18 protein-coding genes and 1 riboswitch are annotated in these 23,303 nt (G+C 67.3%); of the genes, 9 read left to right on the top strand and 9 right to left on the bottom strand.

The genetic code is table 11. The features are described 5' to 3' along the window. Positions 1–49 precede the first annotated feature (49 nt). Positions 50–853, bottom strand: coding sequence for a UDP-2,3-diacylglucosamine diphosphatase (locus ACVOJ1_RS02075; RefSeq protein WP_074901785.1), 804 nt, complete (start codon positions 851–853; stop codon positions 50–52). Continuing rightward, positions 850–2,559 carry a bifunctional ornithine lipid synthase OlsF gene (gene olsF, locus ACVOJ1_RS02070; RefSeq protein ID WP_053516432.1) on the bottom strand — a complete coding sequence of 570 codons (1,710 nt, stop codon included), beginning with the start codon at positions 2,557–2,559 and terminating at the stop codon, positions 850–852. The genes ACVOJ1_RS02075 and olsF overlap by 4 nt, the downstream gene beginning before the upstream one ends. Positions 2,560–2,895: 336 nt before the next feature. On the opposite strand from olsF, the gene metK reads away from it, so the two are divergent. Continuing rightward, positions 2,896–4,107, top strand: coding sequence for a methionine adenosyltransferase (gene metK, locus ACVOJ1_RS02065; protein WP_053516433.1), 1,212 nt, complete (start codon positions 2,896–2,898; stop codon positions 4,105–4,107). 140 nt (positions 4,108–4,247) lie between these two features. After that, complete coding sequence (locus tag ACVOJ1_RS02060; protein ID WP_053516435.1) at positions 4,248–4,754, top strand: acyl-CoA thioesterase; 507 nt, start codon at positions 4,248–4,250, stop codon at positions 4,752–4,754. Positions 4,755–4,821: 67 nt separating this feature from the next. On the opposite strand, the gene ppc is transcribed toward ACVOJ1_RS02060, so the two are convergent. Then, complete coding sequence (gene ppc / locus ACVOJ1_RS02055; RefSeq protein ID WP_346479937.1) at positions 4,822–7,533, bottom strand: phosphoenolpyruvate carboxylase; 2,712 nt, start codon at positions 7,531–7,533, stop codon at positions 4,822–4,824. A 169-nt stretch (positions 7,534–7,702) separates the two neighbouring features. After that, positions 7,703–10,219 carry a S9 family peptidase gene (locus ACVOJ1_RS02050; RefSeq protein WP_346479929.1) on the bottom strand — a complete coding sequence of 839 codons (2,517 nt, stop codon included), beginning with the start codon at positions 10,217–10,219 and terminating at the stop codon, positions 7,703–7,705. Positions 10,220–10,337: 118 nt separating this feature from the next. Continuing rightward, positions 10,338–10,421, top strand: a riboswitch (S-adenosyl-L-homocysteine riboswitch). Positions 10,422–10,457: 36 nt separating this feature from the next. Between ACVOJ1_RS02050 and ahcY the strand changes: the two genes are divergently transcribed. The 3 genes from ahcY (at position 10,458) to ACVOJ1_RS02035 (ending at position 14,091) form a co-directional block, all read left to right on the top strand. Then, positions 10,458–11,903 (top strand): adenosylhomocysteinase, encoded by a 1,446-nt coding sequence (gene ahcY, locus ACVOJ1_RS02045; RefSeq protein ID WP_065182797.1) that lies wholly within the window; start codon positions 10,458–10,460, stop codon positions 11,901–11,903. A gap of 286 nt (positions 11,904–12,189) precedes the next feature. Then, entirely contained in the window at positions 12,190–12,663 is a 474-nt protein-coding gene (ybaK, locus tag ACVOJ1_RS02040) for a Cys-tRNA(Pro) deacylase (protein ID WP_053516440.1), read from the top strand. A gap of 510 nt (positions 12,664–13,173) precedes the next feature. Next, a complete protein-coding gene (locus tag ACVOJ1_RS02035; RefSeq protein WP_346479936.1) occupies positions 13,174–14,091 on the top strand; it encodes a peptidoglycan-binding protein in 918 nt (305 codons plus the stop codon). A gap of 61 nt (positions 14,092–14,152) precedes the next feature. Here ACVOJ1_RS02035 and ACVOJ1_RS02030 read toward each other — a convergent pair whose 3' ends face one another. Continuing rightward, positions 14,153–14,995 (bottom strand): hypothetical protein, encoded by an 843-nt coding sequence (locus ACVOJ1_RS02030; protein WP_346479928.1) that lies wholly within the window; start codon positions 14,993–14,995, stop codon positions 14,153–14,155. Between the two features lie 95 nt (positions 14,996–15,090). On the opposite strand from ACVOJ1_RS02030, the gene ybaK (ACVOJ1_RS02025) reads away from it, so the two are divergent. After that, the gene (ybaK, locus tag ACVOJ1_RS02025) at positions 15,091–15,570 is read left to right on the top strand and encodes a Cys-tRNA(Pro) deacylase (RefSeq protein ID WP_346479927.1); all 480 of its coding nucleotides are present in this window, start codon (positions 15,091–15,093) and stop codon (positions 15,568–15,570) included. Beyond that, a complete protein-coding gene (locus ACVOJ1_RS02020; RefSeq protein WP_065175807.1) occupies positions 15,570–16,055 on the top strand; it encodes a hypothetical protein in 486 nt (161 codons plus the stop codon). Before ybaK (ACVOJ1_RS02025) ends, ACVOJ1_RS02020 begins: the two co-directional genes overlap by 1 nt. 26 nt (positions 16,056–16,081) lie before the next feature. Here the strand turns inward: ACVOJ1_RS02020 and ACVOJ1_RS02015 are convergent, their stop codons facing one another. Then, the gene (locus ACVOJ1_RS02015; RefSeq protein ID WP_197572340.1) at positions 16,082–16,639 is read right to left on the bottom strand and encodes a DUF3228 family protein; all 558 of its coding nucleotides are present in this window, start codon (positions 16,637–16,639) and stop codon (positions 16,082–16,084) included. Positions 16,640–16,777: 138 nt separating this feature from the next. Between ACVOJ1_RS02015 and metF the strand changes: the two genes are divergently transcribed. Together metF and ACVOJ1_RS02005 are read left to right on the top strand one after the other, a co-directional pair. Beyond that, complete coding sequence (gene metF / locus ACVOJ1_RS02010; protein WP_053516480.1) at positions 16,778–17,605, top strand: methylenetetrahydrofolate reductase [NAD(P)H]; 828 nt, start codon at positions 16,778–16,780, stop codon at positions 17,603–17,605. A gap of 40 nt (positions 17,606–17,645) precedes the next feature. After that, positions 17,646–18,224: a DUF4124 domain-containing protein gene (locus ACVOJ1_RS02005; protein WP_111186308.1), complete on the top strand. Its 579-nt coding sequence runs from the start codon at positions 17,646–17,648 to the stop codon at positions 18,222–18,224. A 71-nt stretch (positions 18,225–18,295) separates the two neighbouring features. Here ACVOJ1_RS02005 and ACVOJ1_RS02000 read toward each other — a convergent pair whose 3' ends face one another. The 3 genes from ACVOJ1_RS02000 to ACVOJ1_RS01990 all read right to left on the bottom strand — a co-directional run bounded on the left by ACVOJ1_RS02000 (position 18,296) and on the right by ACVOJ1_RS01990 (position 23,302). Beyond that, entirely contained in the window at positions 18,296–19,249 is a 954-nt protein-coding gene (locus tag ACVOJ1_RS02000) for a Nudix family hydrolase (protein WP_053516444.1), read from the bottom strand. Between the two features lie 102 nt (positions 19,250–19,351). Beyond that, a complete protein-coding gene (gene secA, locus ACVOJ1_RS01995) occupies positions 19,352–22,084 on the bottom strand; it encodes a preprotein translocase subunit SecA (RefSeq protein ID WP_053516445.1) in 2,733 nt (910 codons plus the stop codon). A gap of 264 nt (positions 22,085–22,348) precedes the next feature. Continuing rightward, the gene (locus ACVOJ1_RS01990) at positions 22,349–23,302 is read right to left on the bottom strand and encodes a M23 family metallopeptidase (protein WP_053516446.1); all 954 of its coding nucleotides are present in this window, start codon (positions 23,300–23,302) and stop codon (positions 22,349–22,351) included. Position 23,303 lies beyond the last annotated feature (1 nt).

Genomic DNA, 23,303 nt, shown 5'->3' with positions numbered 1-23,303 from the left:
GCTTTGCAGGGCGACGGAAGAGCCAGGACGGCGGCCGGTGTCGCTGGGCTCAGGCAGCCGCCGCGCGCCGGGCTGCGCCGGGCAGCTCCACCAGCGTCCGCCCATGGTGATCGAGCAGGCGCAGCGCGCCGTCATGATCTTCGGCCAGCGCGGTCAGGCTCTCCACCCAGTCGCCGTCGTTGGCGTAGACCAGGCCATCGCGCTCGACCAGCGCCGCACGGTGGATGTGCCCGCAGATGATGCCGTCCAGGCCGCGCCGGCGCACGTCGTCCAGCCCGGCCTGCACGAAGCGCTCGATGTAGCGCTCGGCCGCACCACTGCGCTTCTTGAGGAATTCCGACAGCGACCAGTAGCGCATGCCCAGCCGGCGGCGTACCGCGTTGAGCGCCTGGTTGCCGGTCAGGATGCGGTAGTACAGCCAGTCGCCGAACTTTTCCTGCAGGCCGCCGAAATGGGTGACACCGTCGTAGTCGTCGCCATGGGCGACCAGCAACCGTCGCCCATCGGCGGTCACATGGATCGCACGACGACGCACCTGCATCGCCGGCAGCATCAACCCGCAGACATGGCGCAGCGAGGCATCGTGATTGCCGGGGATGTAGATGATCTCGGTACCGTTGCGACGCAGTGCATGCAGCGCCTGGATGACGTCGCTGTGCGACTGCCGCCAGTTGGCGCGGTGATGCGCCATCCACCACAGGTCGATGATGTCACCGACCAGGTACAACCGTTCACAGCGCAGCTGGGCGAGAAACACGGCCAGTTCGGCCGCATGGCAATGGCGCGACCCCAGATGCACGTCGGAGACGAACACGGCGCGACGGTGTGGCGACAACGTCGCCAGCGCGCTCATGCCTGCGCTCCGGCATCGCGCAGGTAGCGCTTGCGCTTGTGCGGTCGGATCGCGCACAGGTCCACCTCGATCAGACCGTCGATCGAGTCGCTGAACGCCGGGTCGACACCGAACGCAAGGAAGCGCGCGCCACCGGGCTCGCACAGGTCGGTGTACTGGCGGTACAGGGTCGGCACGCCGGTCCCGAGTGCGGCCAGGTTGGCCTTCAGGACATCGAAGGCTGCGCCCGCATCCAGTTCGCCGAAACTGGGCGGTGCCGCGAAGTACTGGAAGGGCCGGTTCGACTCGGCCAGGCCGGCGATGCCGCCGTAGTAGCGCTGGTAGTAGGCCACCAGTTGCTCGCGCGCATCGCGCGGCAGCGCCGCACTGATCGATACCGCACCGAACAGGTAGCGGATGCCGGGCCGGCACTGCAGGTAGGCGCCGATTCCCTGCCACAGGTAGTCCAGGCTGCGGCTGCCCCAGTAATCGGGCACCACGAAGCTGCGGCCCAGCTCCAGCCCCTCGGCGATATGGGTGATGGCATCGTCGGAATAGCGAAACAGCGACGCGCTGTAGAGCCCTGCCAGTCCGCGCCGGGCCAGCGCGTGCGCGCCCCGCATGATGCGGTACGCGCCCGCGATGCGCTGCGCGGCAGCGTCCCAGATCACGATGTGCTCGTACTGCGGATCGAAGGCGTCCAGGTCGCGGCTGTGGCCGGTACCCTCGCCCACCTGGCGGAACGTCAGCTCGCGCAGGCGTCCCAGTTCCAGCAGCAGCGGCGAGTCGGCGCTGCAGCTGGCCAGCAGGATCTGCTTGCCGTCGGCGGTCTGTCCGAGCCGGACAGCGCCAGCGATGGCGGCCGCCACCTGCGACGGCGGCACCGGTGCGGCCAGTGGTTCGGGGCCGGCGCTGGCAGTCTCGCCGGGGCGCAGGTCGCGGCCCAGCGCATACACCGCGCGCCGTACCGCCAGCAGCTGCTCGCCCGGGTCGCCCTGTCCCAGCTGCATCGGTTCACCGACGCGCAACCGCAGCGGCCGACCACGCCGCGCGAACATCTCACGCGCCAGCAGCGCGGTGCCGGCTGGCTTGAACAGGGTCGAGGCGCCGTAGAACAGGGCCGAATTGCGTGCCTCCACCCTCACCGGCAACACCGGGGCGCCGGCGGCCCGGGCGAACCTGACGAACCCGCGCTGCCAGCGACCATCACGGATGCCGCGCAACGACAGCCGGGATACCTCGCCGGCCGGAAACACGATCACGCACTGCTCGGCGGCCAGCGCCTGCTCCACCGCCTGCAGGCTGCCGCGCTGGACCTTGCCGCCGAGGATGCGGACCGGCAGCAGCAGGTCCTGCAGGGGGCCGATGGCGCCCAGCAGATCGTTGGCCACGATCCGCACATCGCGGCGGATGCGGCCGACCGCGTCCAGCAGCGCCAGCGCGTCGAGTGCACCGGAAGGATGATTGGCCACGATCAGCAGACGGCCCGTGGCCGGAATGCGGGCCAGGGCGGCCGGATCCACCTGGTACTGGCCGTCCAGGAACTCCAGTCCGGCGGCCACGAAGCCGAATCCGCGCACGTCAGCGTTGCGCCGCAGGAAGTCCTCCACCCGGTCCAGCCGCGACCAGCGACCCACACTGCGCAGCAGTGGCCGCGCGAGCTGGCCGCGGCGGCCGTGGAACCACTCCGGAAAGCGTTGCTGCAGACGCTGTTCGAGTTCCTGCATGGCGTGCTCACTGATACCCGTCGGCCGGATTGGCCGACAGCCTGCGCCTGGCACGCGGCAGGCAGATGGCGGTTTCGGGGCAGAACGATGACGGCCGGTCCCGCTCCGGCAACGCCGGAACCGCCCCTTCCCCCCCGCAACACGGCCTTGCGGCAATGGTCACGCCAGTGGAACACTGCCTGCGCACCGTGTCCTGCAGACGCCCGCCAGGCCTTGTGCCAGAGGGCACGTCACCTTAACCACCGGCAACCCGTACGGGTTCACAATGCACAGGCGGCGCACCCCGTGTATGATGCGCGCCCATCTTTCCATCCGAATCAAGGGATATTAAGCCTGATGTCCAGCTACCTGTTCACCTCCGAATCGGTCTCCGAAGGCCATCCGGACAAGATTGCCGACCAGATCTCCGACGCGGTGCTGGACGCGATCCTGACCCAGGACCAGCGCGCCCGAGTGGCCTGCGAGACCATGGTCAAGACCGGTGTGGCCATTGTTGCCGGTGAGATCACCACCAGCGCCTGGATCGACCTCGAAGCGCTGACCCGCAAGGTCATCCTGGACATCGGCTATGACAGCTCCGACGTCGGCTTCGACGGCGCCACCTGCGGCGTGCTGAACCTGATCGGCAAGCAGTCGCCGCACATCGCCCAGGGCGTGGACCGCAAGAAGCCGGAAGAAATGGGCGCGGGCGACCAGGGCCTGATGTTCGGCTACGCCACCAACGAGACCGACAGCTACATGCCGGCCGCGATCCACCTGTCGCACCGCCTGGTCGAGCAGCAGGCCAAGATCCGCAAGAAGAAGAACTCGCCGCTGTCGTGGCTGCGCCCGGACGCCAAGAGCCAGGTCACCCTGCGCTACGAGAACGGCGAAGTGGCCGCCATCGACGCGGTGGTGCTGTCCACCCAGCACGCCCCGGGCATCAAGCAGAAGGACCTGATCGAGGCCGTCCGCGAAGAGATCATCAAGCCGGTGCTGCCGGCCAAGTGGCTGCACAAGGGCACCAAGTTCCACATCAACCCGACCGGCAAGTTCGAGATCGGCGGCCCGGTGGGCGACTGCGGCCTGACCGGCCGCAAGATCATCGTCGACACCTACGGCGGCTGGGCCCGTCACGGTGGCGGCGCGTTCTCCGGCAAGGATCCGTCCAAGGTTGACCGCTCGGCCGCCTACGCTGCCCGCTACGTCGCCAAGAACGTGGTTGCCGCCGGCCTGGCCGACCGCTGCGAAGTGCAGGTCTCCTACGCCATCGGCGTGGCCGAGCCGACTTCGATCTCGGTCACCACCTTCGGCACCGGCAAAATCAGCGACGACAAGATCGAGAAGCTGATCCGCAAGCACTTCGACCTGCGCCCGTACGGCATCATCAAGATGCTGGACCTGATCCACCCGATGTACCAGCAGACTGCGGCCTACGGCCACTTCGGCCGCAAGCCGAAGGAGTTCAGCTACCTCAACGGTGCCGGCGAGACGGTCAACGCCACGGCCTTCTCCTGGGAGAAGACCGATCGTGCCGCCGCCCTGCGCGCCGATGCGAAGCTGAAGTAAGACAGACGAAGGGCCGCGCAAGCGGCCCTTCTGCTTTCTGTAGAGCCGAGCCCATGCTCGGCTTTCTTTTGCCTGCGCCGAGAGCAGCCGAGCACGGGCTCGGCTCTACACGAGCTGCGCCACGCCGATACAATCGGTGCATGTCGACCGAACTCAAAACCCACCAGCTGTCCATGACCGTGCTGATGTCGCCGGAGATGGCCAACTTCTCCGGCAAGGTCCACGGCGGCGCCATCCTGCGCCTGCTCGACCAGGTCGCCTATGCCTGCGCCAGCCGCTACGCCGGCAGCTACGTGGTCACCCTGTCGGTGGACCAGGTGATGTTCCGGCAGCCGATCGCGGTGGGCGAACTGGTGACGTTCCTGGCCTCGGTGAACTACACCGGCACCTCGTCGATGGAGATCGGCATCAAGGTGGTGGCCGAGGACATCCTCAAGCGCAGCGTGCGCCACGCCAACAGTTGTTTCTTCACCATGGTGGCGGTGGACGAAGAGGGGCGGCCAACGCCTGTCCCCCCGCTGCAGCCCGCCAGTTCGGACGAAAAGCGCCGGCAGGCCGCCGCGCTGATCCGGCGCCAGCTGCGGCAGGAAATGGAGCAACGGCACCTGGAACTGCTGGCGTCCAATCCGCCTTCGCCTGAAGAGTGAGAGCGTGCGGGGCAAGCTCCGCACCCACCGAGGCGGGTAGCGCCGGGCCATGCCCGGCGGATGCGGATCACCCGGTGTTCTGCACGCCCTGCGAAACACCATTCACGCAGGCCACCAGCGCGCGCAGCAGTTCTTCGTCCTCCCGCCCGCTTTCGCGCCAGCGCTGCAGCAGGTCCACCTGCAGCACGCTGATCGGATCGACGTAGGGATTGCGCAGGCGGATCGACAGCGCCAGCCGCGCATCGTGCTCCAGCAAGGTCTGCTGGTCCATCAGTGCCAGCAGCCAGCGGCGGGTAAGCGCCAGTTCGTGCTGGATCTGCGGGAAAAAGCGCCCGTGCAGGTCACCGGAGAGACGCGAGAACTGTTCGGCGATGGTGATATCGCCCTTGGACAGCACCATTGCGATGTCGTCCAGGAAGGTGCGGAAGAACGGCCAGTCGCGCGCCATGTCGCGCAGGACAGGTTCATGGCCGGCATCCACCGCCGCCTGCAGGCCGCTGCCCACGCCATACCAGCCGGGAATCACCGCGCGGGCCTGGCTCCAGGCGAATACCCACGGGATCGCACGCAGGTTGCCCAGTGCCGCATCCTGGCCGAGACGACGCGACGGCCGTGAACCCAGCGTCATCCGCTCGATCACATCGATCGGCGTCGCCGTTCGGAAGTAATCCATGAAACCGGCCTGGCCGACGAAGGCGCGATAGACCTCGCTGCTGGCGGCGGCGACCACGTCCATCACCGGTCGCCAGCCCTCCTCGCGAGGTTCCGCGGCACGCGGACGCAGACTGGCCCGCAGCACCGCACCGGTGGCCTGCTCGAGCGATCGCAGCGCCAGCGCGCGGATGCCGTACTTGCGGTGGATCACCTCGCCCTGCTCGGTCACGCGCAGGCGACCATCGATGCTGCCACGTGGCGACGCGTCCACCGCGTGCGTGGTCTTGCCACCGCCCCGGCTGATCGAACCACCACGGCCGTGGAAGAAGGTCAGGCGGATGCCGGCCTCGGCCGCCACGTCCAGCAGTTCCACCTGCGCACGCTGCAGGCCCCAGCGCGAGGCGGCGATGCCGCCGTCCTTGCTGCTGTCGGAGTAACCCAGCATCACCATCTGCACATCACCGCGTGCCCGCAGATGAGCGCGATAGACCGGATCGGCCAGCAGGTCACGCAGCGTCGCAGTACCGCGCTTGAGATCGTCCACCGTCTCGAACAGCGGTGCGATGTCCAGCGGCACCGCGCCGTCCTCGTCAGCCAATCCGCCACGGCGCGCCAGCGCCAGCACGGCCAGCACATCGCTGCGATCATGTGCCATCGAGATGATGTAGCTGCCCAGCGCCTCGCTGCCATGCCGCGCGCGCGCGTCGGCCAGCGCCGCGAACACCGCATCCAATCGCTGGTTGCCTTCGTCGTCGCCCACCGGCAGCGGCTGCTCGCCGCTGGCGTGTGGGCCGAGCAGGCCGGCGCGCGCCAATGTATCCATTCCTTCCCAGGCCGCTTCACCGCCCAGCACTGCCGCCAGCGCGCGCGCATGCACGCTCGACTCCTGCCGCACGTCCAGCCGCGCCAGATGGAAGCCGAACGTCTTCACCCGCCACAACAGTCGCTGCACGGCGAATCCGCCGGCATGCTCGCCACGGTTGGCACGAAGGCTGTCGAGGATCAGCTGCAGATCGTCGATCAGCTCGTCCGGGCCTGCATAGGCTCCCTCTGCATCGTCCAGGGTGGCCTGCAGGCGCGCACGCATGCGGTCGTTGAGCAGCCGGTACGGCATGTCGGCGTGCCGCGGGCGCGACTGCACCTGCGGCAACAGCTGCTGGTAGTGCGACACGCGCGCCTGCAGCGCATCGCTCACGCCCACCCGCTCGGTGGACTGGCTGAGCAGGCTGGCCAGCTGCAGCAGTTCCTTCTGGTAGCGCCCCAGCACTGCCTGTCGCTGGGCATCGAGCGTGCTGCGGATGGTGCGGGCGTCCACGTTCGGGTTGCCGTCCATGTCGCCGCCCACCCATGTGCCGAAACGCAGCAGGCGCGGCAGCGCCAGTTCTTCGCCATAGGTATCACGCAGCGCCTGCTGCAGGGATTCGTACAGCACGGGTATCACCCGGTACAGCACCTGCACCAGATAGAAGCCGACATGCTCGCGCTCGTCATCGACCGTCGGCCGCACCGGCGAGGAGTCGGTGGTCTGCCAGGAAGCGGTCAGCGCCATGCGGAAGCGTGCAGCATCCGCTGCCGCCTCGCCCGGCGTGCGCTGGCCGTCGAGGTTGTCGACCAGGCTGGCCACCATCAGCTGCTCCTTCTCCAGCAGTGCGCGGCGCACGGCTTCGGTCGGATGCGCAGTGAACACCGGTTCGATATCGATGCGCGGCAGCCACTGCGCCAACTCATCCAGCGTCACGCCCTGCGCCTTCAGGTGCTGCAGCGCATCCTGCAGGCCATCCGGCTGCGGCGCGGCAGTACCGGCGCGCTGGTAGTCGCGGCGGCGGCGGATGCGGTGCACGCGCTCGGCAATGTTGACCACCTGGAAGTAGGTGCTGAATGCCCGCACCATCGTCTCGGCCTGCTGCGGCGTACGACCGGCCAGGCCATCGGCCAGCTCCGACAGCGGCGCCTGGTTTTCGCGGCGGGCGATGGCCCGCGTGCGCACATCCTCGACGTCGTCGAGGAAGGTTGCCGAAACCTGCTCGACCAGCAGGTCGCCGACCAGCGCGCCGAGCCGGCGCACGTCATCGCGGAGCGGAAGATCGGGAGAAGCAAACTCGATGCTGCTGCGGTACTCGTTCATCGGCGACGCACGGGCCTCGGTCAACGGATCCTGGATCCAAGCCTATCCCAGATCGGGGGCTGTGCTGCGATGCAGAAATGGTTTCATCTGCATGCAACGCCAGCGCTGCCGATGTGGAATGCAACCGCGTCGGGGCGGCCCCCTCGCAGGGGCCGCCGGCATGCACGTGTCAGCGCTTCTTCTTCGCCTTGCCCGAGGCTGCCGGGCCGATGGTCTGCTCCAGCCAGCGCTCGCTCTCGGCCAGCATGGTCATGATCGATTCGCGTGCACGATAGGCGTGCGATTCGTTCGGCAGCATCACCAGGCGCGCCGTCCCTCCGAGTCCCTTCACCGCGGCGAACATGCGCTCGCTCTGCATCGGGAAGGTGCCGGAATTGTTGTCATCCACGCCGTGAATGAACAGGATCGGATCCTTGATCCGGTCCGCATAGTTGAACGGCGCCATCTTCTGATACACGTCCTGCGCCTGCCAGTAGTTGCGCTCTTCGGCCTGGAAGCCGAACGGCGTCAGCGTACGGTTGTAGGCACCACTGCGGGCGATGCCGGCCTTGAACAGGCGCGTATGCGCAAGCAGGTTCGCGGTCATGAACGCACCGTAGGAATGGCCGCCGATGGCGATATGGTCGCGGTCGGTCACGCCACGGCGCACCACTTCGTCCACCGCAGCCTGGGCATTGGCCACCAGCTGTTCGATATAGGTGTCGTTGGGTTCCTTGTCGCCCTCGCCGATGATCGGCATCGAAGGACTTGCCAGCACCACATAGCCCTTGGCCAGGAAGGCCTGCGGGCCCCAGTAGCTGATCGCGTTGAAACGGTACGGCGAATCGGTGACCTGGCTGGCGGCCGCGGCGCTCTTGAACTCGCCCGGGTAGGCCCACATCAGCAGCGGGCGCGGGCCGTCGCGCGTGGGATCGTAGCCCGGCGGCAGCAGCAGCGTGGCCGTGAGGTCCACGCCGTCGGCACGCTTGTAGCGGATCTGCTCCTTCTGCACGCCCTTGAGCTGCGGCAGCGGATGCGGGAAGTGGGTCAGCGCGCGCGGTGCCGCGCCGGCATCGGTGAGCGACTGCACATGGAAGTTGGTCGGCTCGTCCGGGCTTTCACGGCTCAGCAGCAGCGAGCTGCCCTGATTGTCCAGCAATGCCACCGGCACCGAATAGTTCGGCGCCTGCGAGTGGAACAGGCGGGAGGCCTTTCCGCTGGCGATGTCGAAGCGGTCCACGAACGGACGGTCACCTTCCGGCGAAGCACCGGCACCAACCAGATACAGGCTGCCACCATCGGGGCTGGTCTGCAGCAGCGAGCGGCCGCGATCGTCGCTGGACAGCTGGGGCCGGCCCGGATCGGAATAGCGGTCCTGCGCATCACGATCCCACAGCAGGCGCGGCTCGGTACCGGCGTTGTCCGGGGCAATCAACCAGGTCTTGGTCCTGCGGGTCTTCCACCACGACTCGGTGAGCAGGGCCAGGTCGCCACGGCCCCAGCTGATGCCGGCCAGACGGCTGCCTAGCTGGGCCAGCGTCACCGGCGGCCTGTCGAACGGGGCGGCCTGCATCAGCACGGCGTCGCGCACCTTGGCGTCGCGGTTCGGATCACCACCGTCCTGGGCCTCGGCCCAGACCAGCGTGGCATCGGCATCGCCGCGCCAGATGATGTCGCGTACGCCGGTCACTTCGGCGTCGTTGCCGGTCGGCAGGCCTTCCACCAGCGGGCGCACGGCCACGGTGTGCACCAGTTGGCCGCTGGCACGGTCGATCACTTCAATGCGGCGCGGGAAGCTGCTGACCGGCACCACATAGGAGTAAGGCCGCTGCACCGGCTGGCGCAGCACGAAGCGGCCATCCGGCGATACCGAGAAGCCCATGAAGATGCCCGCCGCGCCGATCGCGCGGGTGCGGCCATCCAGGCTGACTTCCATCGGCTGGGTGGTGGCGTAGTAGTCGAACTGGCGCGCGTCGGCCTCGTTCTTCAGCAGGTCCTGATAGGTACGGATCGACACCACGCCGCCGCCTTGGCTGGTCTGCTGCACGGCGGGGCCGGTGGGAATGCCGTCGGCGGCCGGGGCGGCGCCGAGGTTGGCCGGGCGGGTGAACACCACCAGACCACGGCTGTCCGGCAGCCACTGGTAGCCGCTGCCGATCACCGTGTTCAGGCCGGCGACCAGGCGACGGGCGCTGCCGGCGGCCACATCCACCAGCCACAGTTCATTGGCGCCACTGGCGGCGTCGACCTGATTGAAGGCCAGCCACTTCTGGTCCGGCGACCATGCCAGGCTGGCAATCGACAGCGTGCCCGGCAGGCCGCTGATCTGCCGCTCCCTGCCGTCGGCCACGCTCATCAGCCACAGCTTCTCGCCGAAGCTGAAACGGCTGTCGGAGAACGTGCGCGGGTTGATGCGCAGGCCTGCCAGCTTCAGTTCCGGCTGGGCCACCACCTGGATCGACGGCAGCGACGGCATCTGCATCAGCGCGGCCACATCGCGGCGCGGCGACAGGTACAGCGAGGGCGCACGCGGGGCGTCGACCACCGCCTGCAGCGCGGCCGAGGGCAGCTCGTAGCCGTTTGCCCCCTGGGCCTGGGCCGCCGCAGGCTGCGGCGCTGCCGCCCAGGCCAGCGGGGCCACCGCCAACAGGGCCATGGACAGGACCAGGCCGGTCAAGCGCCGGTTGCGGCGTACATGCATGCTCATCGTTCCACCTGAGGGTGCGTTAAAACCCGACCTTAACAGTCCGTGCACAGGCGCCCATCTGCCGATGGTTGGGTCACGCCGATGAAACACCGGGCGCGCGATATAATGGCCGTTCTCCCCTCCCGAGGGGCGCTGCGACCGGACCCCCATGAGGCCGGCCAGGCTCGGTGAGGTGGCTCTGTAACAACGGCGCCCGGCTAGATGCGAGCACCCGCTCGCCCACAACCGGAGCTACTGCATGAACGCTGTTGCCAAGACCTTCTCCACCGAAGGCGATTACAAGATCCGCGACATCACCCTGGCCGACTGGGGCCGCAAGGAACTGGACATCGCCGAGCATGAAATGCCGGGCCTGATGTCGATCCGCCGCAAGTACCAGGCCGAGCTGCCGCTGAAGGGCGTGCGAGTGACCGGCTCGCTGCACATGACCATCCAGACCGCGGTGCTGATCGAAACGCTGAAGGACATCGGCGCCGACGTGCGCTGGGCCTCGTGCAACATCTTCTCGACCCAGGACCATGCGGCTGCGGCCATCGCCGCCACCGGCACCCCGGTGTTCGCCTGGAAGGGCGAGACCCTGGAAGAGTACTGGGACTGCACCCTGGACGCGCTGACCTTCACTCTGGCCGACGGCACCCTGACCGGTCCGGAGCTGGTGGTCGATGACGGTGGCGACGTCACCCTGCTGATCCACAAGGGCTACGAGCTGGAAAACGGCAGTGACTGGGTCAACACCGCCTCCTCCTCGCACGAGGAACAGGTCATCAAGAACCTGCTCAAGCGCGTGGCCAAGGAGCGCCCGGGTTACTGGGGCCGCGTGGTCAAGGACTGGAAGGGCGTCTCCGAAGAGACCACCACCGGCGTGCACCGCCTGTACCAGCTGGCCCAGGCCGGCACCCTGCTGATTCCGGCGATCAACGTCAACGATTCGGTCACCAAGAGCAAGTTCGACAACCTGTACGGCTGCCGCGAGTCGCTGGCCGATGGCCTGAAGCGTGCCATGGACGTGATGCTGGCCGGCAAGCTGGCCGTGGTCTGCGGTTACGGTGACGTCGGCAAGGGCTGCGCCGCCTCGCTGCGTGCCTACGGCGCACGCGTGGTCGTGACCGAAATCGATCCGATCTGCGCCCTGCAGGCAGCGATGGAAGGCTACGAAGTCAACACCATCGAATCGACCCTGGGCCGTGCCGACCTGTACGTCACCACCACCGGCAACAAGGACATCATCCGCATCGAGCACCTGAGCGCGATGAAGGACCAGGCGATCGTCTGCAACATCGGCCACTTCGACAACGAGATCCAGGTCGATGCGCTGGTGTCCTACCCGGGCATCAAGCACGTGAACATCAAGCCGCAGGTCGACAAGTACGTCTTCCCGAACGGCAATGCGATCTTCCTGCTGGCCGAGGGCCGCCTGGTGAACCTGGGCTGTGCCACCGGCCACCCGAGCTTCGTGATGTCCAACAGCTTCGCCAACCAGACCCTGGCACAGATCGACCTGTGGGCGAACAAGGACAGCTACGAGAAGAAGGTCTACCTGCTGCCGAAGAAGCTGGACGAGGAAGTGGCACGCCTGCACCTGGAGAAGATCGGCGTGAAGCTGACCACCCTGACCCAGGAACAGGCCGACTACATCGGCGTGCCGGTGGAAGGCCCGTTCAAGCCGGACCACTACCGCTACTGATGCCGCGCCCGGGGTCGGTTCCCTTTCCGCAGGAAAGGGCCCCAGCCCCAGCAACGGAAACAGAAAGAACGGGCGCCTTCGGGCGCCCGTTCTGCGTCAGGCACGCCGCTAGCGCCAGCCCACGAGCATCCCGGTAGCGCCGGGCCATGCCCGGCGGGTACAAGGCGCCTGCTCATCGACACGCAGGCAATACGATCTCCACGCCACCGGGCATGGTCCGGCGCTACCAGATCATGGCAACAGCCTCGGTCAAGGCAGCCGCGTCGCCCCACGCTACGATGCGCCCATGACTCCGGCCATTACCCTGCTCAAGCGCGAGAAGATCGCCCACACCGTACGCAGCTACGTGCACGATGCCCACGCCGAGTCGTATGGTGGCGAGGCCGTCGACAAGCTGGGCCTCGATCCGGCACAGGTATTCAAGACCCTGCTGGCCAGCACCGAAACCCACGAGCTGCTGGTGGCGATCGTGCCGGTGGCCGGCCAGTTGGACCTGAAGGCGTTGGCGGAAGCAGCCGGCTGCCGGAAGTGTGAGATGGCCGCTGCCGACGCCGCCCAGCGCGCCACCGGCTACGTGGTCGGTGGCATCAGCCCGCTCGGGCAGAAGAAGCGCCTGCGCACGTTCCTGGATGCCAGTGCGCAGGTATTGCCCAGCCTGCATGTCAGCGCCGGGCGTCGTGGACTGGAAGTGGAACTGGCGCCGGCCGACCTGCTGCGCCTTACGGCCGGCCATTACGCCGCCATCGGCAAGGCCCGCTGATGCGCTGGCCGTGGTCCTCAGCGCCGATACCCCGGCTCGACGATGCACAGGCCGACGTGCTGCTGCAGGATCTGCTGTCGCGCGACGCCAGCCGCATCACCGACGCCGCGCGTACGGTCGCGCGGTTGTTCACCCCCTCCTCGCTGGAGGCCCTGGCAACACCCGCCACCTGGATCACTTCTCCTATGCCCAGAGGGGCTCGAGCACCTACTCGTTCGGCTTGGTGCAGTCGACGTCGGCGGCAATCCGCAGGCCAGGCGCTTCCTGCGCGACAACGGCTTCACCAACGGCGACATCGAACTTCTGTCCCAGCAGGGCGGGCTGAGCAGCCCGCAGCTGGCCGCGCTGGACGCCAAGCTGCAGGCCATTCCGCAGGCCAACATCGACCAGCTCACCAACGCGAAGCTGGACAGCGCCATCGAGCGTGTCGATGAAGCCATCGCCAAGGTGCGTGCGACCAACCCGGCGGCCGCCGATGCCGTCGCGGCCAACCCGGAACTGCAGCTGGCCATGGCCGACTATGACAACCAGTTCGGCAGCATGGGCCCGCAGTTCATCAACTACCTGGCCGGCAACGCGGAAAAGCTGCAGGGCGGTACCATCCAGGCCGGCAATCCACCAACCCGCGCCGACGTGCAGAACTTCGTCGATGCCACCAAGTACGGCATCCAGTCCCCGGGCGCCGTGACCAGCCGCGATGAGCGCTTCGACCGGGCCATGACCCAGATCGGCATCACCCCCACCCATGCCCCCTCGCACGGTTCGCCCGGCACGCCTGCGGGCAACGGCGTCCTGGTCAACGGCAGCAAGGGCGATGAGGTGCAGGCCATGCAGCAGAAACTCTCCGACCTGAGCTACCTGGGCAAGGACGGCAAGCCGCTGGTGGCCGATGGCGATTTCGGCCCCGGCACCCTGGAAGCGGTCAAGCAGTTCCAGCGTGACCACCAGCTCACCGTCGACGGCAAGGCCGGCGGCGCAACTCTGGGCGCGCTGGAGGCGGCCACCCAGCAACGTGCACAGGCGGCCGAGCCGACCATGGCCACCCCGGGCCACGCCGACCATCCACGCTACCAGCAGGTCGTGGGCAAGCTGGAAGCCCTGGAAGAACAGCGTCGCCAGGGCGGCCTGTCGCCGCTGTTCAATGACCGCAGCCAGCTCGAGAACGCCGCAGGCCAGGTGGCTTACGACTCCAAGGTGGCCGGCCTGAGCCACGTCGATACCGTGCTGGCGCGGCCGGACAACCAGGGCGTGTTCGCGGTGCAGGGCCAGCTCGGCGATCCGGCCATGCACCGCACCTACGTCGACCTGTCGCAGGCGGTGACCCAGAACCTGCGGGACAGCACGCGGCAGAGCCAGGCGCTGGACAACGAGCTGTCGCAGCGGCAGAGCCAGGAACAGATACAGACGCAGCAATCGATGTCGCGCTGATCCCGCGTCGCGGAGCCGGATCCCTTTCCACGGGACAGGGTTCCGGCCCCACCGCGTAGATCTACATGCGCTGCCGGTCGTCGCGCAGCGCACGCTGGCACCGTGTGGCGAAGTCGCGCCGCCAAGCCTCCAGATCAAAGCCTTCGCGCTGCTGGAAGGAAACTGTCTCGCTGCTCAACACGTAGCAGCGGTTCTGGCTCACGCGCAGTGCCGCCTGCGTATCTCCCGCATCCCAGCACTGATCGATGCACGCCTGCATCAGCGCATAGTCCGGGTTAGTCTTGGCGCCGCCGAAGGCAAACTCCATCTGCTGCGCCATCGCCAGCACAGGATCACCGGCCGCATCGGTGGCCCGCAGCATGCGCAGCACGCCGGGCTCGGGACTGCCGAAAGCCCAGTTGGCCAGGATCGCCGCACGTGCCGCCGCCACGGCCGCCGCATGCTGGCCCAGGCGCATCTGCTGCCCTGCCAGCATGGCCCACGCGCGCGGCAGTTCCGGAAAGCGGCTGCAGGCATCCTCCAGCAACGCGATTGCCTGGACCGGTTCAGCGGACTGTACATGCCGCTGCGCGCGCTCGATCAAGGGCAACGGCGATCCCGCATCCGGTACCGCGTGCTCACGCGGCTCACAGCCGTCATCGTCGTCCTGTTCCGCGCCACCGGCATCCAGCCACTGCGCGAAGACATCCAATGAGGAATGGCGGAAGACCATGCGCCCTTCGTCATGGAACATTTCGCAGACCACGGGTGGCTCAGCCTCGCGACCCAGCGGCCAGTACAGACCGAACTGATCACCGTTGCCCAGTGCACCTTCGGCGATCGGCCAGAAGCCCTGCGGTGGGTACGGGCCCGCGCACGGTTCGCTATCCAGGGTCAGGCCATGAAACAGGTGCGGTGCGCGCATGATGCGATTCCAGACGGTGTACAGCGCGCATTATCGCACCGGCCGCCAGTAGCCTGGGTCAAGGCAAGCCCCTGCCTGCGCGCTACGATGCGCGCATGACCCCCGCCATCAATCTGCTCAAGCGCGAGAAGATCGCCCACACCGTGCGCAGCTACGTGCACGACGCACACGCCGAGTCTTACGGTGGCGAAGCCGTGGAGAAGCTGGGCCTGGGCCTGGACCCGGCCCAGGTGTTCAAGACCCTGCTGGCCAGCACCGAAACCCACGAGCTGCTGGTGGCGATCGTGCCGGTGGCCGGCCAGTTGGACCTGAAGGCGTTGGCGGAAGCAGCCGGCTGCCGGAAGTGTGAGATGGCCGCTGCCGACGCCGCCCAGCGCGCCACCGGCTACGTGGTCGGTGGCATCAGCCCGCTCGGGCAGAAGAAGCGCCTGCGCACGTTCCTGGATGCCAGTGCGCAGGTATTGCCCAGCCTGCATGTCAGCGCCGGGCGTCGTGGACTGGAAGTGGAACTGGCGCCGGCCGACCTGCTGCGCCTTACGGCCGGCCATTACGCCGCCATCGGCAAGGCCCGCTGATGCGCTGGCCGTGGTCCTCAGCGCCGATACCCCGGCTCGACGATGCACAGGCCGACGTGCTGCTGCAGGATCTGCTGTCGCGCGACGCCAGCCGCATCACCGACGCCGCGCGTACGGTTGCACGGTTGTTCACCCCCTCCTCGCTGGAGGCCCTGGCATCGCACGCCGACCTGATCGAGCGACGCTGCCAGCCCATCGAACTCGGCGGCATGCTGGTCAGCAACCAGGCGCACCTGAAGGCGGCGCTGCGGCGATTGCGCTACTGGCAGGCGCGCGAGGGTTGCCTGTGCGCGCTCCACCCCACCTACCCGTTCTTCGATCCCCGGCGCCTGATCGAACAGGGCCACATGCAGCTGCTCTCGTTGCAGGAGGCCGAGGATGGGTGGGGCGATTGCCACACGGTCGCCTGTGCACACTGCGGCCAGCACTGGCAGGCAATCGACCGCGAATACCATTACCCGTGGTGGGAATGGCTTTCCGGCTGAGCGCGGCCGGACGCACCTGACCGGGCCTACGGCCGCCAGTTGGCGTTGTTCTCCCAGAACTGCACGGCGCGCTGGTAGGCCTCTCGGTCCAGCGGCACGCCGGAACCGCCCTCCTCCACACCGAGCGCATTGCGCATCATCGTGATCGGCGCCATCGGCACCTCCTCCGGTTCGGCAGTGTAGATGCAGCCGACGATGCCCCAGTCCGCATCGATCGGTGAGCCCTCTTTGGCCAGCTGCTCGGCGCTGTACAGGATCACCACCAGGTAGTTCGCACGCGGCGATTCGACGCCTTCGAACCAACGCACCAGCACCGGCAGCTCATCGCGGTTGCGCGCTTCGTAGCCGCTGCGCAGCAGGTGGCGGTTGGCGTCGGTGACCGGCACGGTCAGGCAGCGCGTGCTGGTCCAGTTCTCGTAGACGAACAGCTTGCAGAACGGCGCGTAGCCGTCGAGCACCTTCAGCGGTGCGTGTGCGTTGAGATACGCCTCGAACTGCTCGGCAGTGCAGTCCTGGATGGTGTTGCCGCGCGGCACGCGCGGGAACAGGCGGGGACGGGCGAAATCGGTAAGGACGATGGACATGGTGTGCGGCGTGATCAGGAATTCAGTGGCACAGGGTACCCGCCCTTCCCCCTTCGCGGCAGGCGCTTCACACATTCATTGCACATCCATCTTGATGAAGCGATATACTGGTTCGCACCCGCCGCCATCGCCCGTGCCATGACCGCCATCAGCTTCGAGTTCTATCCGCCCAAGACCGACGAACAGCGCAGCCAGCTCGACCGTGCCGCGGCGAAGCTGAAGGACTACGCGCCCGAGTACGTGTCCTGTACGTTCGGCGCCGGTGGCTCGACCCTGAGCTACACCTCCGAGACCGTGCGCCATCTCAACCAGCACCACGGCTTCGAGGCGGCGCCTCATCTCTCCTGTGTCGGCGGCACCCGCCAGGAAATCCGCGAGCTGCTCAAGCTGTACCGCGCGATCGGCTGCCGCCGGCTGGTCGCACTGCGCGGTGACCTGCCCTCGGGCATGGGCTTTCCTGGCGACCTGCGCTACGCCGCCGAACTGATCGCCTTCATCCGTGCCGAACATGGCAATGCCTTCCGCATCGAGGTCGGTGCCTACCCCGAAACACATCCGCAGGCCTCCGATGCCCTGGCCGACCTGAAGCACTTCAAGGCCAAGATCGATGCCGGCGCCGACGCGGCGATCACCCAGTACTTCTTCAACCCCGACGCCTACTTCCACTTCGTGGATGAAGTGCGCCGGCTTGGCGTGGACGTGCCGATCACGCCCGGCATCATGCCGATCGCCAACTTCAGCCAGCTGCGCCGCTTCTCCGAGCAGTGCGGCGCCGAGATCCCGCGCTGGATCGGCCGCAAGATGCAGGCCTACGGCGATGACGCGGCATCGGTGCGTGCATTCGGCGCCGAAGTGGTGGCCAAGCTGTGCCAGCGCCTGATCGAAGGCGGCGCGCCGGGCCTGCACTTCTACACCCTGAACCTGGCCAAGCCGACAACGGCCGTGTTGAAACTGCTGCAGGGCTGAAAGCACGCTGCACGCGTGCATTCGGCGCTACCCTGCGTCGATGAGATCCATTTCACTCCTGCTGCTGCCGCTGCTGCTGTCCGCTGCGCCCGGCGTTGCCCACGGCCAGGCCTCGCGCCTGAACCGCTGCACCGATGCACAAGGCCAGAGCGTCTACACCGACCGGCCCTGCGACAGCATCGGCGCGCGATCACGGCTGCCACCTCCCGCTCCTGCCGGCAACCACCTGCCGCAGGACTCGCTGGGGGCGCGCTGCCCGCGCCGCCTGAGCGAGCTGGTACAGGCCCTGCGCACCGGCATCACCGGCAACGACGTGAACCGCTTGTCCTCACTCTATCTCTGGGGGGCGGTGTCCGACGCGGGCGCGCAGCGCATCCTCGGCCAGCTGGAGTCGCTGGCGCGGCGGCCACTGGTGGACGTCGTGCCGGTCTATCCGCAGCAGGCACAGGCCCTTCTCCAGGACGAGGATCCTGCACTGGCCGGATCCGCGACCGAGCCCTCCACGTCGCGCCATCCCGTAGGCCTGCGGCTTGAGCAGACGCTGCCTGGCAGCGCCACCCGCGCCGCGACCGTGCTGGGACTGCGGCGTCAGTACGGCTGTTTCTGGATCACATTGTGATCGCTAGGGGTCCGATCCCGGCAATGGGGTCAGAGCCCGGCTGCGCGGGGATCTGACCCCGCGAGCGTGCTCTACTCCGGCCACAGGCTGCGGATGGCGGCGATGCCCTGCCCACCATGGCGGCGCGCCTCAGCGACCTGGCCGCGTGCCATCCCACCCAGTGCGTAGATGGGCAGCGATACCTGTGCACGCAAGGCGGCAAACGCATCCCAGCCCAGCGGCGTTGCCTCGGGATGGCTGGCGGTCGCCTGCACCGGCCCAAGCACGGCGAAGTCGCATCCCAGCCGTTGTGCGGCCTGCAGCTGCTCAAGATCGTGGCAGGAGGCTCCCACCAGCTGCCCATCCGGCAACGGTCGCGCCTGCAGGGACAACAGCTGTTCGCTGCCCAGATGCACGCCGACACCCAGCGAGCGCGCCAGTTCGATATCGCGGTTCAGCAGCCACTGCACCCCGCGCCGGTGCGCACGCAGCGCCTGCTCGATCAGGGCCTGACGGCGAGGATGCTGCAGCGGCAGGCGCAGCTGGATGCGCTGCTGGCCGCCACTGACCGCGCGCTGCAGCCGTTCCTGCCACTGCCGTTGACCGGCCTCGTCCTCACCCGGTGCAGGAGTGACCAGGTAGCAGTCGGGCTCGCGCAGTGCCGCCACCACCGGCAGGTCGGCCGGCGGCATCGAGTAGCGTCCGAGCTTGTCCTGCGCGACCCAGGTGATGGCCTGGCCTTCGCGACCGCGCGGTGTGCCCTTCCAGCTGCGGACGTGCCGCACTTCCAGCGTCAGGTGCTTGTCCGGGTACCGCTGCGGCACGTCCATGATCCAGTCGCCAACCTCGGCTTCGATGCCCAGTTCCTCGCGCAGTTCACGCACCAGGGCCTGCGCGGAGGTTTCGCCCGCTTCGCGCTTGCCGCCGGGGAACTCCCACAGGCCGGCCATGTCGCGGTTCTCGGTACGACGGTTGAGCAGCACGCGGCCACGGGCGTCGGTGATGACGGCCGCCACGACATGGATCGATCGGGTGGGGGAAGGCATGCAGGGAGCATGCCTACAACAGGGGGACCGGCGCAATCGCGGATCGCGTACTTTCCTGCCCCAGAACGGGAGAGCCCCGCTTTCGCGGGGCTCTCTGGCCGGTCAGCTCAGCTGGCCGTGGCAGTGCTTGTACTTCTTGCCACTGCCGCACGGGCACGGATCGTTGCGGCCGATCTTGGCTTCTTCGCGCTGCACCTGGGCCACGCCCTGCTGCGCGGCCTGCACCTGCGCCGCTTCCTCGTCGGCGCTGTAGCCGCCGGCGTCCTGGTGCTGGAACTGCGACTGGCGCAGGCGTGCCTCGACCTGCTGGCGCTCGGCCGCTTCCAGTGCCTGCACTTCCTCGTCGCTGCGGATGCGCACGCGGGCGAGCAGGGTCACCACTTCGCGCTTGACGTTCTCCAGCATGTCCGAGAACAGCTCGAAGGCTTCCTTCTTGTACTCCTGCTTCGGCTGCTTCTGCGCGTAACCCCGCAGGTAGATGCCCTGGCGCAGGTAGTCCATGCGTGCCAGGTGCTCCTTCCAGCTCTGGTCCAGCACGGTCAGCATCACATGCTTTTCCAGCGCGCGCATGGTCTCGTCGCCGACGCTGGCTTCCTTCTCGGCGAAGTGCTGGTTGACGCGCTCCTGCACCTTGGCGGCGATGGTTTCGGCGTCCAGTTCCTCGTGCGACTTGACCAGGTCGGTCAGCGACATCTGCAGGCCGAACTCCGACTCCAGGGTCGCTTCCAGGCCACGCAGGTCCCACTGCTCGTCCACCGAGTTCGGCGGCACGAAGCGCGCAACGATGTCGAAGACGACGTCGTCGCGGATGCCATCGACGTTCTCCTTCACCGATTCGGCGTCGAGCAGTTCATCGCGCTGGGCGTAGATGACCTTGCGCTGGTCGTTGTTGACGTCGTCGAAGTCCAGCAGGTTCTTGCGGATGTCGAAGTTGTGGGCCTCGACCTTGCGCTGCGCCTTCTCGATCTGGCGGCTGACCAGGCGGTCTTCGATGACGTCGTCTTCCTTCATGCCCATCATGCGCATGGCCTTCTGCACCCAGTCGGAGGCGAAGATGCGCATCAGGTTGTCTTCCAGCGACAGGTAGAAGCGGGACGAACCCGGGTCGCCCTGGCGGCCCGAACGGCCACGCAGCTGGTTGTCGATACGACGCGATTCATGGCGCTCGGTGCCGACGATGTGCAGGCCGCCTGCCGCCTTCACTGCTTCGTGGCGCTGCTGCCAGTCGGCCTTGATCGCCGCCTTCTGTTCATCGGTGGCATCTTCGCCCAGCGCATGCAGCTCGGCTTCCAGCGAACCACCGAGCACGATGTCGGTACCACGACCGGCCATGTTGGTGGCGATGGTCACCGCGCCGGGACGACCGGCATTGGCGACGATGGTCGCTTCGCGGTCGTGCTGCTTGGCGTTGAGCACTTCGTGCTTCACGCCCGCCTTGCGCAGGTGCTCGGACAGCATTTCCGAGGTTTCGATCGAGGTGGTACCGACCAGCACCGGCTGGCCGCGCTTGGCGCATTCCTCGATGTCGGCCAGCACCGCGTTGAACTTGCCCTTGCGGTTGAGGAACACCTGGTCCGGGCTGTCCTTGCGGATGGTCGGGCGGTTGGTCGGGATCACCACCACTTCCAGGCCGTAGATGCTCTGGAACTCGAATGCTTCGGTATCGGCCGTACCGGTCATGCCGGACAGCTTCTTGTACATGCGGAACAGGTTCTGGAAGGTAATGCTGGCCAGCGTCTGGTTCTCACGCTGCACCGGCACGCCTTCCTTCGCCTCCACCGCCTGGTGCAGGCCGTCCGACCAGCGGCGACCGGCCAGGGTACGGCCGGTGAACTCGTCCACGATCACCACTTCACCATCGCGCACGATGTAGTCCACGTCACGCTGGTAGATGGCGTGCGCGCGGAGGGCGGCGTTGAGGTGGTGGACCACGGTCAGGTTCTGCGCCGCGTACAGGCCTTCGGTGTCGCCGTTGAGGATGCCGGCCTCGACCAGCAGCTGTTCGGCGTGCTCCATGCCCGCTTCGGACAGGTGCACCTGCTTGCCCTTCTCGTCGACCCAGAAGTCGCCCTCGCCGTCTTCCACTTCCTGCTTGACCAGGTTCGGCACGATGCGGTTGACGCGGATGTACAGCTCCGGGGAATCGTCGGCCGGGCCGGAGATGATCAGCGGGGTGCGTGCTTCGTCGATCAGGATGGAGTCGACTTCGTCGACGATGGCGTAGTGCAGGCCGCGCTGATAGCGATCGGCCTTGGACAGCGCCATGTTGTCGCGCAGGTAGTCGAAACCGAATTCGTTGTTGGTGCCGTAGGTGATGTCGGCGGAATAGGCTTCGCGCTTGTCGCTGTGCGGCATGCCCGGATACACCACGCCCACGCTCAGGCCCAGCCAGTTGTACAGCTTGCCCATCTGCGCGGCATCGCGGCGGGCCAGGTAGTCGTTCACGGTGACCACGTGCACGCCCTTGCCTTCCAGCGCGTTGAGGTACACCGGCAGCGTGGCCACCAGGGTCTTGCCTTCACCGGTACGCATTTCGGCGATCTTGCCCAGGTGCAGGACCATGCCGCCGATCAGCTGCACGTCGTAGTGGCGCATGCCGAGCACGCGGCGACCGGCTTCGCGGCAGACCGCGAATGCTTCCGGCAGGACCTTGTCCAGGGCCTCACCGCCGGCGATGCGCTGCTTGAACTCCGGCGTCTTGGCCTGCAGCTGCTCGTCGGAAAGCTTCTCGATCTCCGGCTCCAGCGCATTGATCTTGGCGACGATGCGGTTGAGCTGGCGCAGCTGTCGTTCGTTACGACTGCCAAATACGCGGGTAAGCAGGCTGTTGATCATTGAAGGAACCGGGTTGGATGGACACGACGCCCGGCCTTCCCTGGGGAATCCGTCCGCCGCAAACGAAACAGGGCGCTTGGCGCCCTGTCGATGGCAACACCCATTGTAGCTTGGGACGGCCGGGAGGGGTTTCAAGCGTCCCGTGCGGCGTGATCGGCCCGGATCCGGCAAACCGGGGTTGAGCAAAGGGGTCAGATCCCTTTCGCCGTGGCGAAAGGATCCGACCCCAAGGAGGGTGGCGCCGGGCCATGCCCGGCGCTGGAATCAGCCGCGGCTGATACGGCCGACCGGCGTGTTGCCGCCGTCGCCGAGGAACTTGCGCGGGTTGACCACGTTGCCGTTTTCCCACACCTCGAAGTGCACGTGGGCGCCGGTGGAGCGACCGGTGGAACCGGCCTTGGCCACTTCCTGGCCGGCACGGACCAGATCGCCGACCTTCACCACCAGGCGCGAATTGTGCGCGTAGCGGGTGACGTAGCCGTTGCCATGGTCGACATCGACGACGTTGCCGTAGCCGCCCTTGACGCCGGAGAAGCTGACCACGCCATCGGCCACGGCCATGACCGGATCGCCGACCCGGGCGTGGAAGTCCATGCCCTTGTGGGTGGCGGCACCGCGGCCGAAGGGGTCGGCACGGGTGCCGAAGCCGGACGTGACATAGCTGTTGCGGATCGGCATGCGCGAAGGCACGGCGTTCTGCTGCAGCTGGTGATCGAACATCAACGATTCCATCACCGACAGCTGGCGGCCTGAAGCAGCAAAACGCTGCTCCAGCACCTGTAAGTCGGCGTTGACATCCTTGACCGGGATGTCCGAGGTCGGGCCGCCGGCATCGCCGTCACCCAGGCCGGGAGTTTCGTTGAAGTCGAACTCGCCATCTTCCAGCTTGCCCATCTGGGTCAGCCGTTCGCCCAGGGCGTTGAGGCGGGTGGCCTGCGCCTGCAGCTCGCCGAGGCGGGCCGCCAGCGCGTTGACCTGGGTCTGCGCATCGCGCTGGACCTTGGCCAGTTCAGCCTCCTGGCGGTCGACCTTGGCCTGCAGCCGCGAATCGTTGAACGCGTTGGCGCCGATTCCGCCTGCAAAGCCGATAATGCAGCCTACCCCGAGCACGCTGCCCAGCAGGGCACGGGGGCGGTCCTCGAAATAGAACCGCAAACGCGTGAGCGCCGATTTGGCCTGACCTTCACGCGTTTTGATTACGATCTTTTTGAATGCCATC

It is taken from the genome of Stenotrophomonas sp. STEN225, from assembly GCF_056756445.1.
This window is presented reverse-complemented; position numbering and strand designations above follow the sequence as displayed.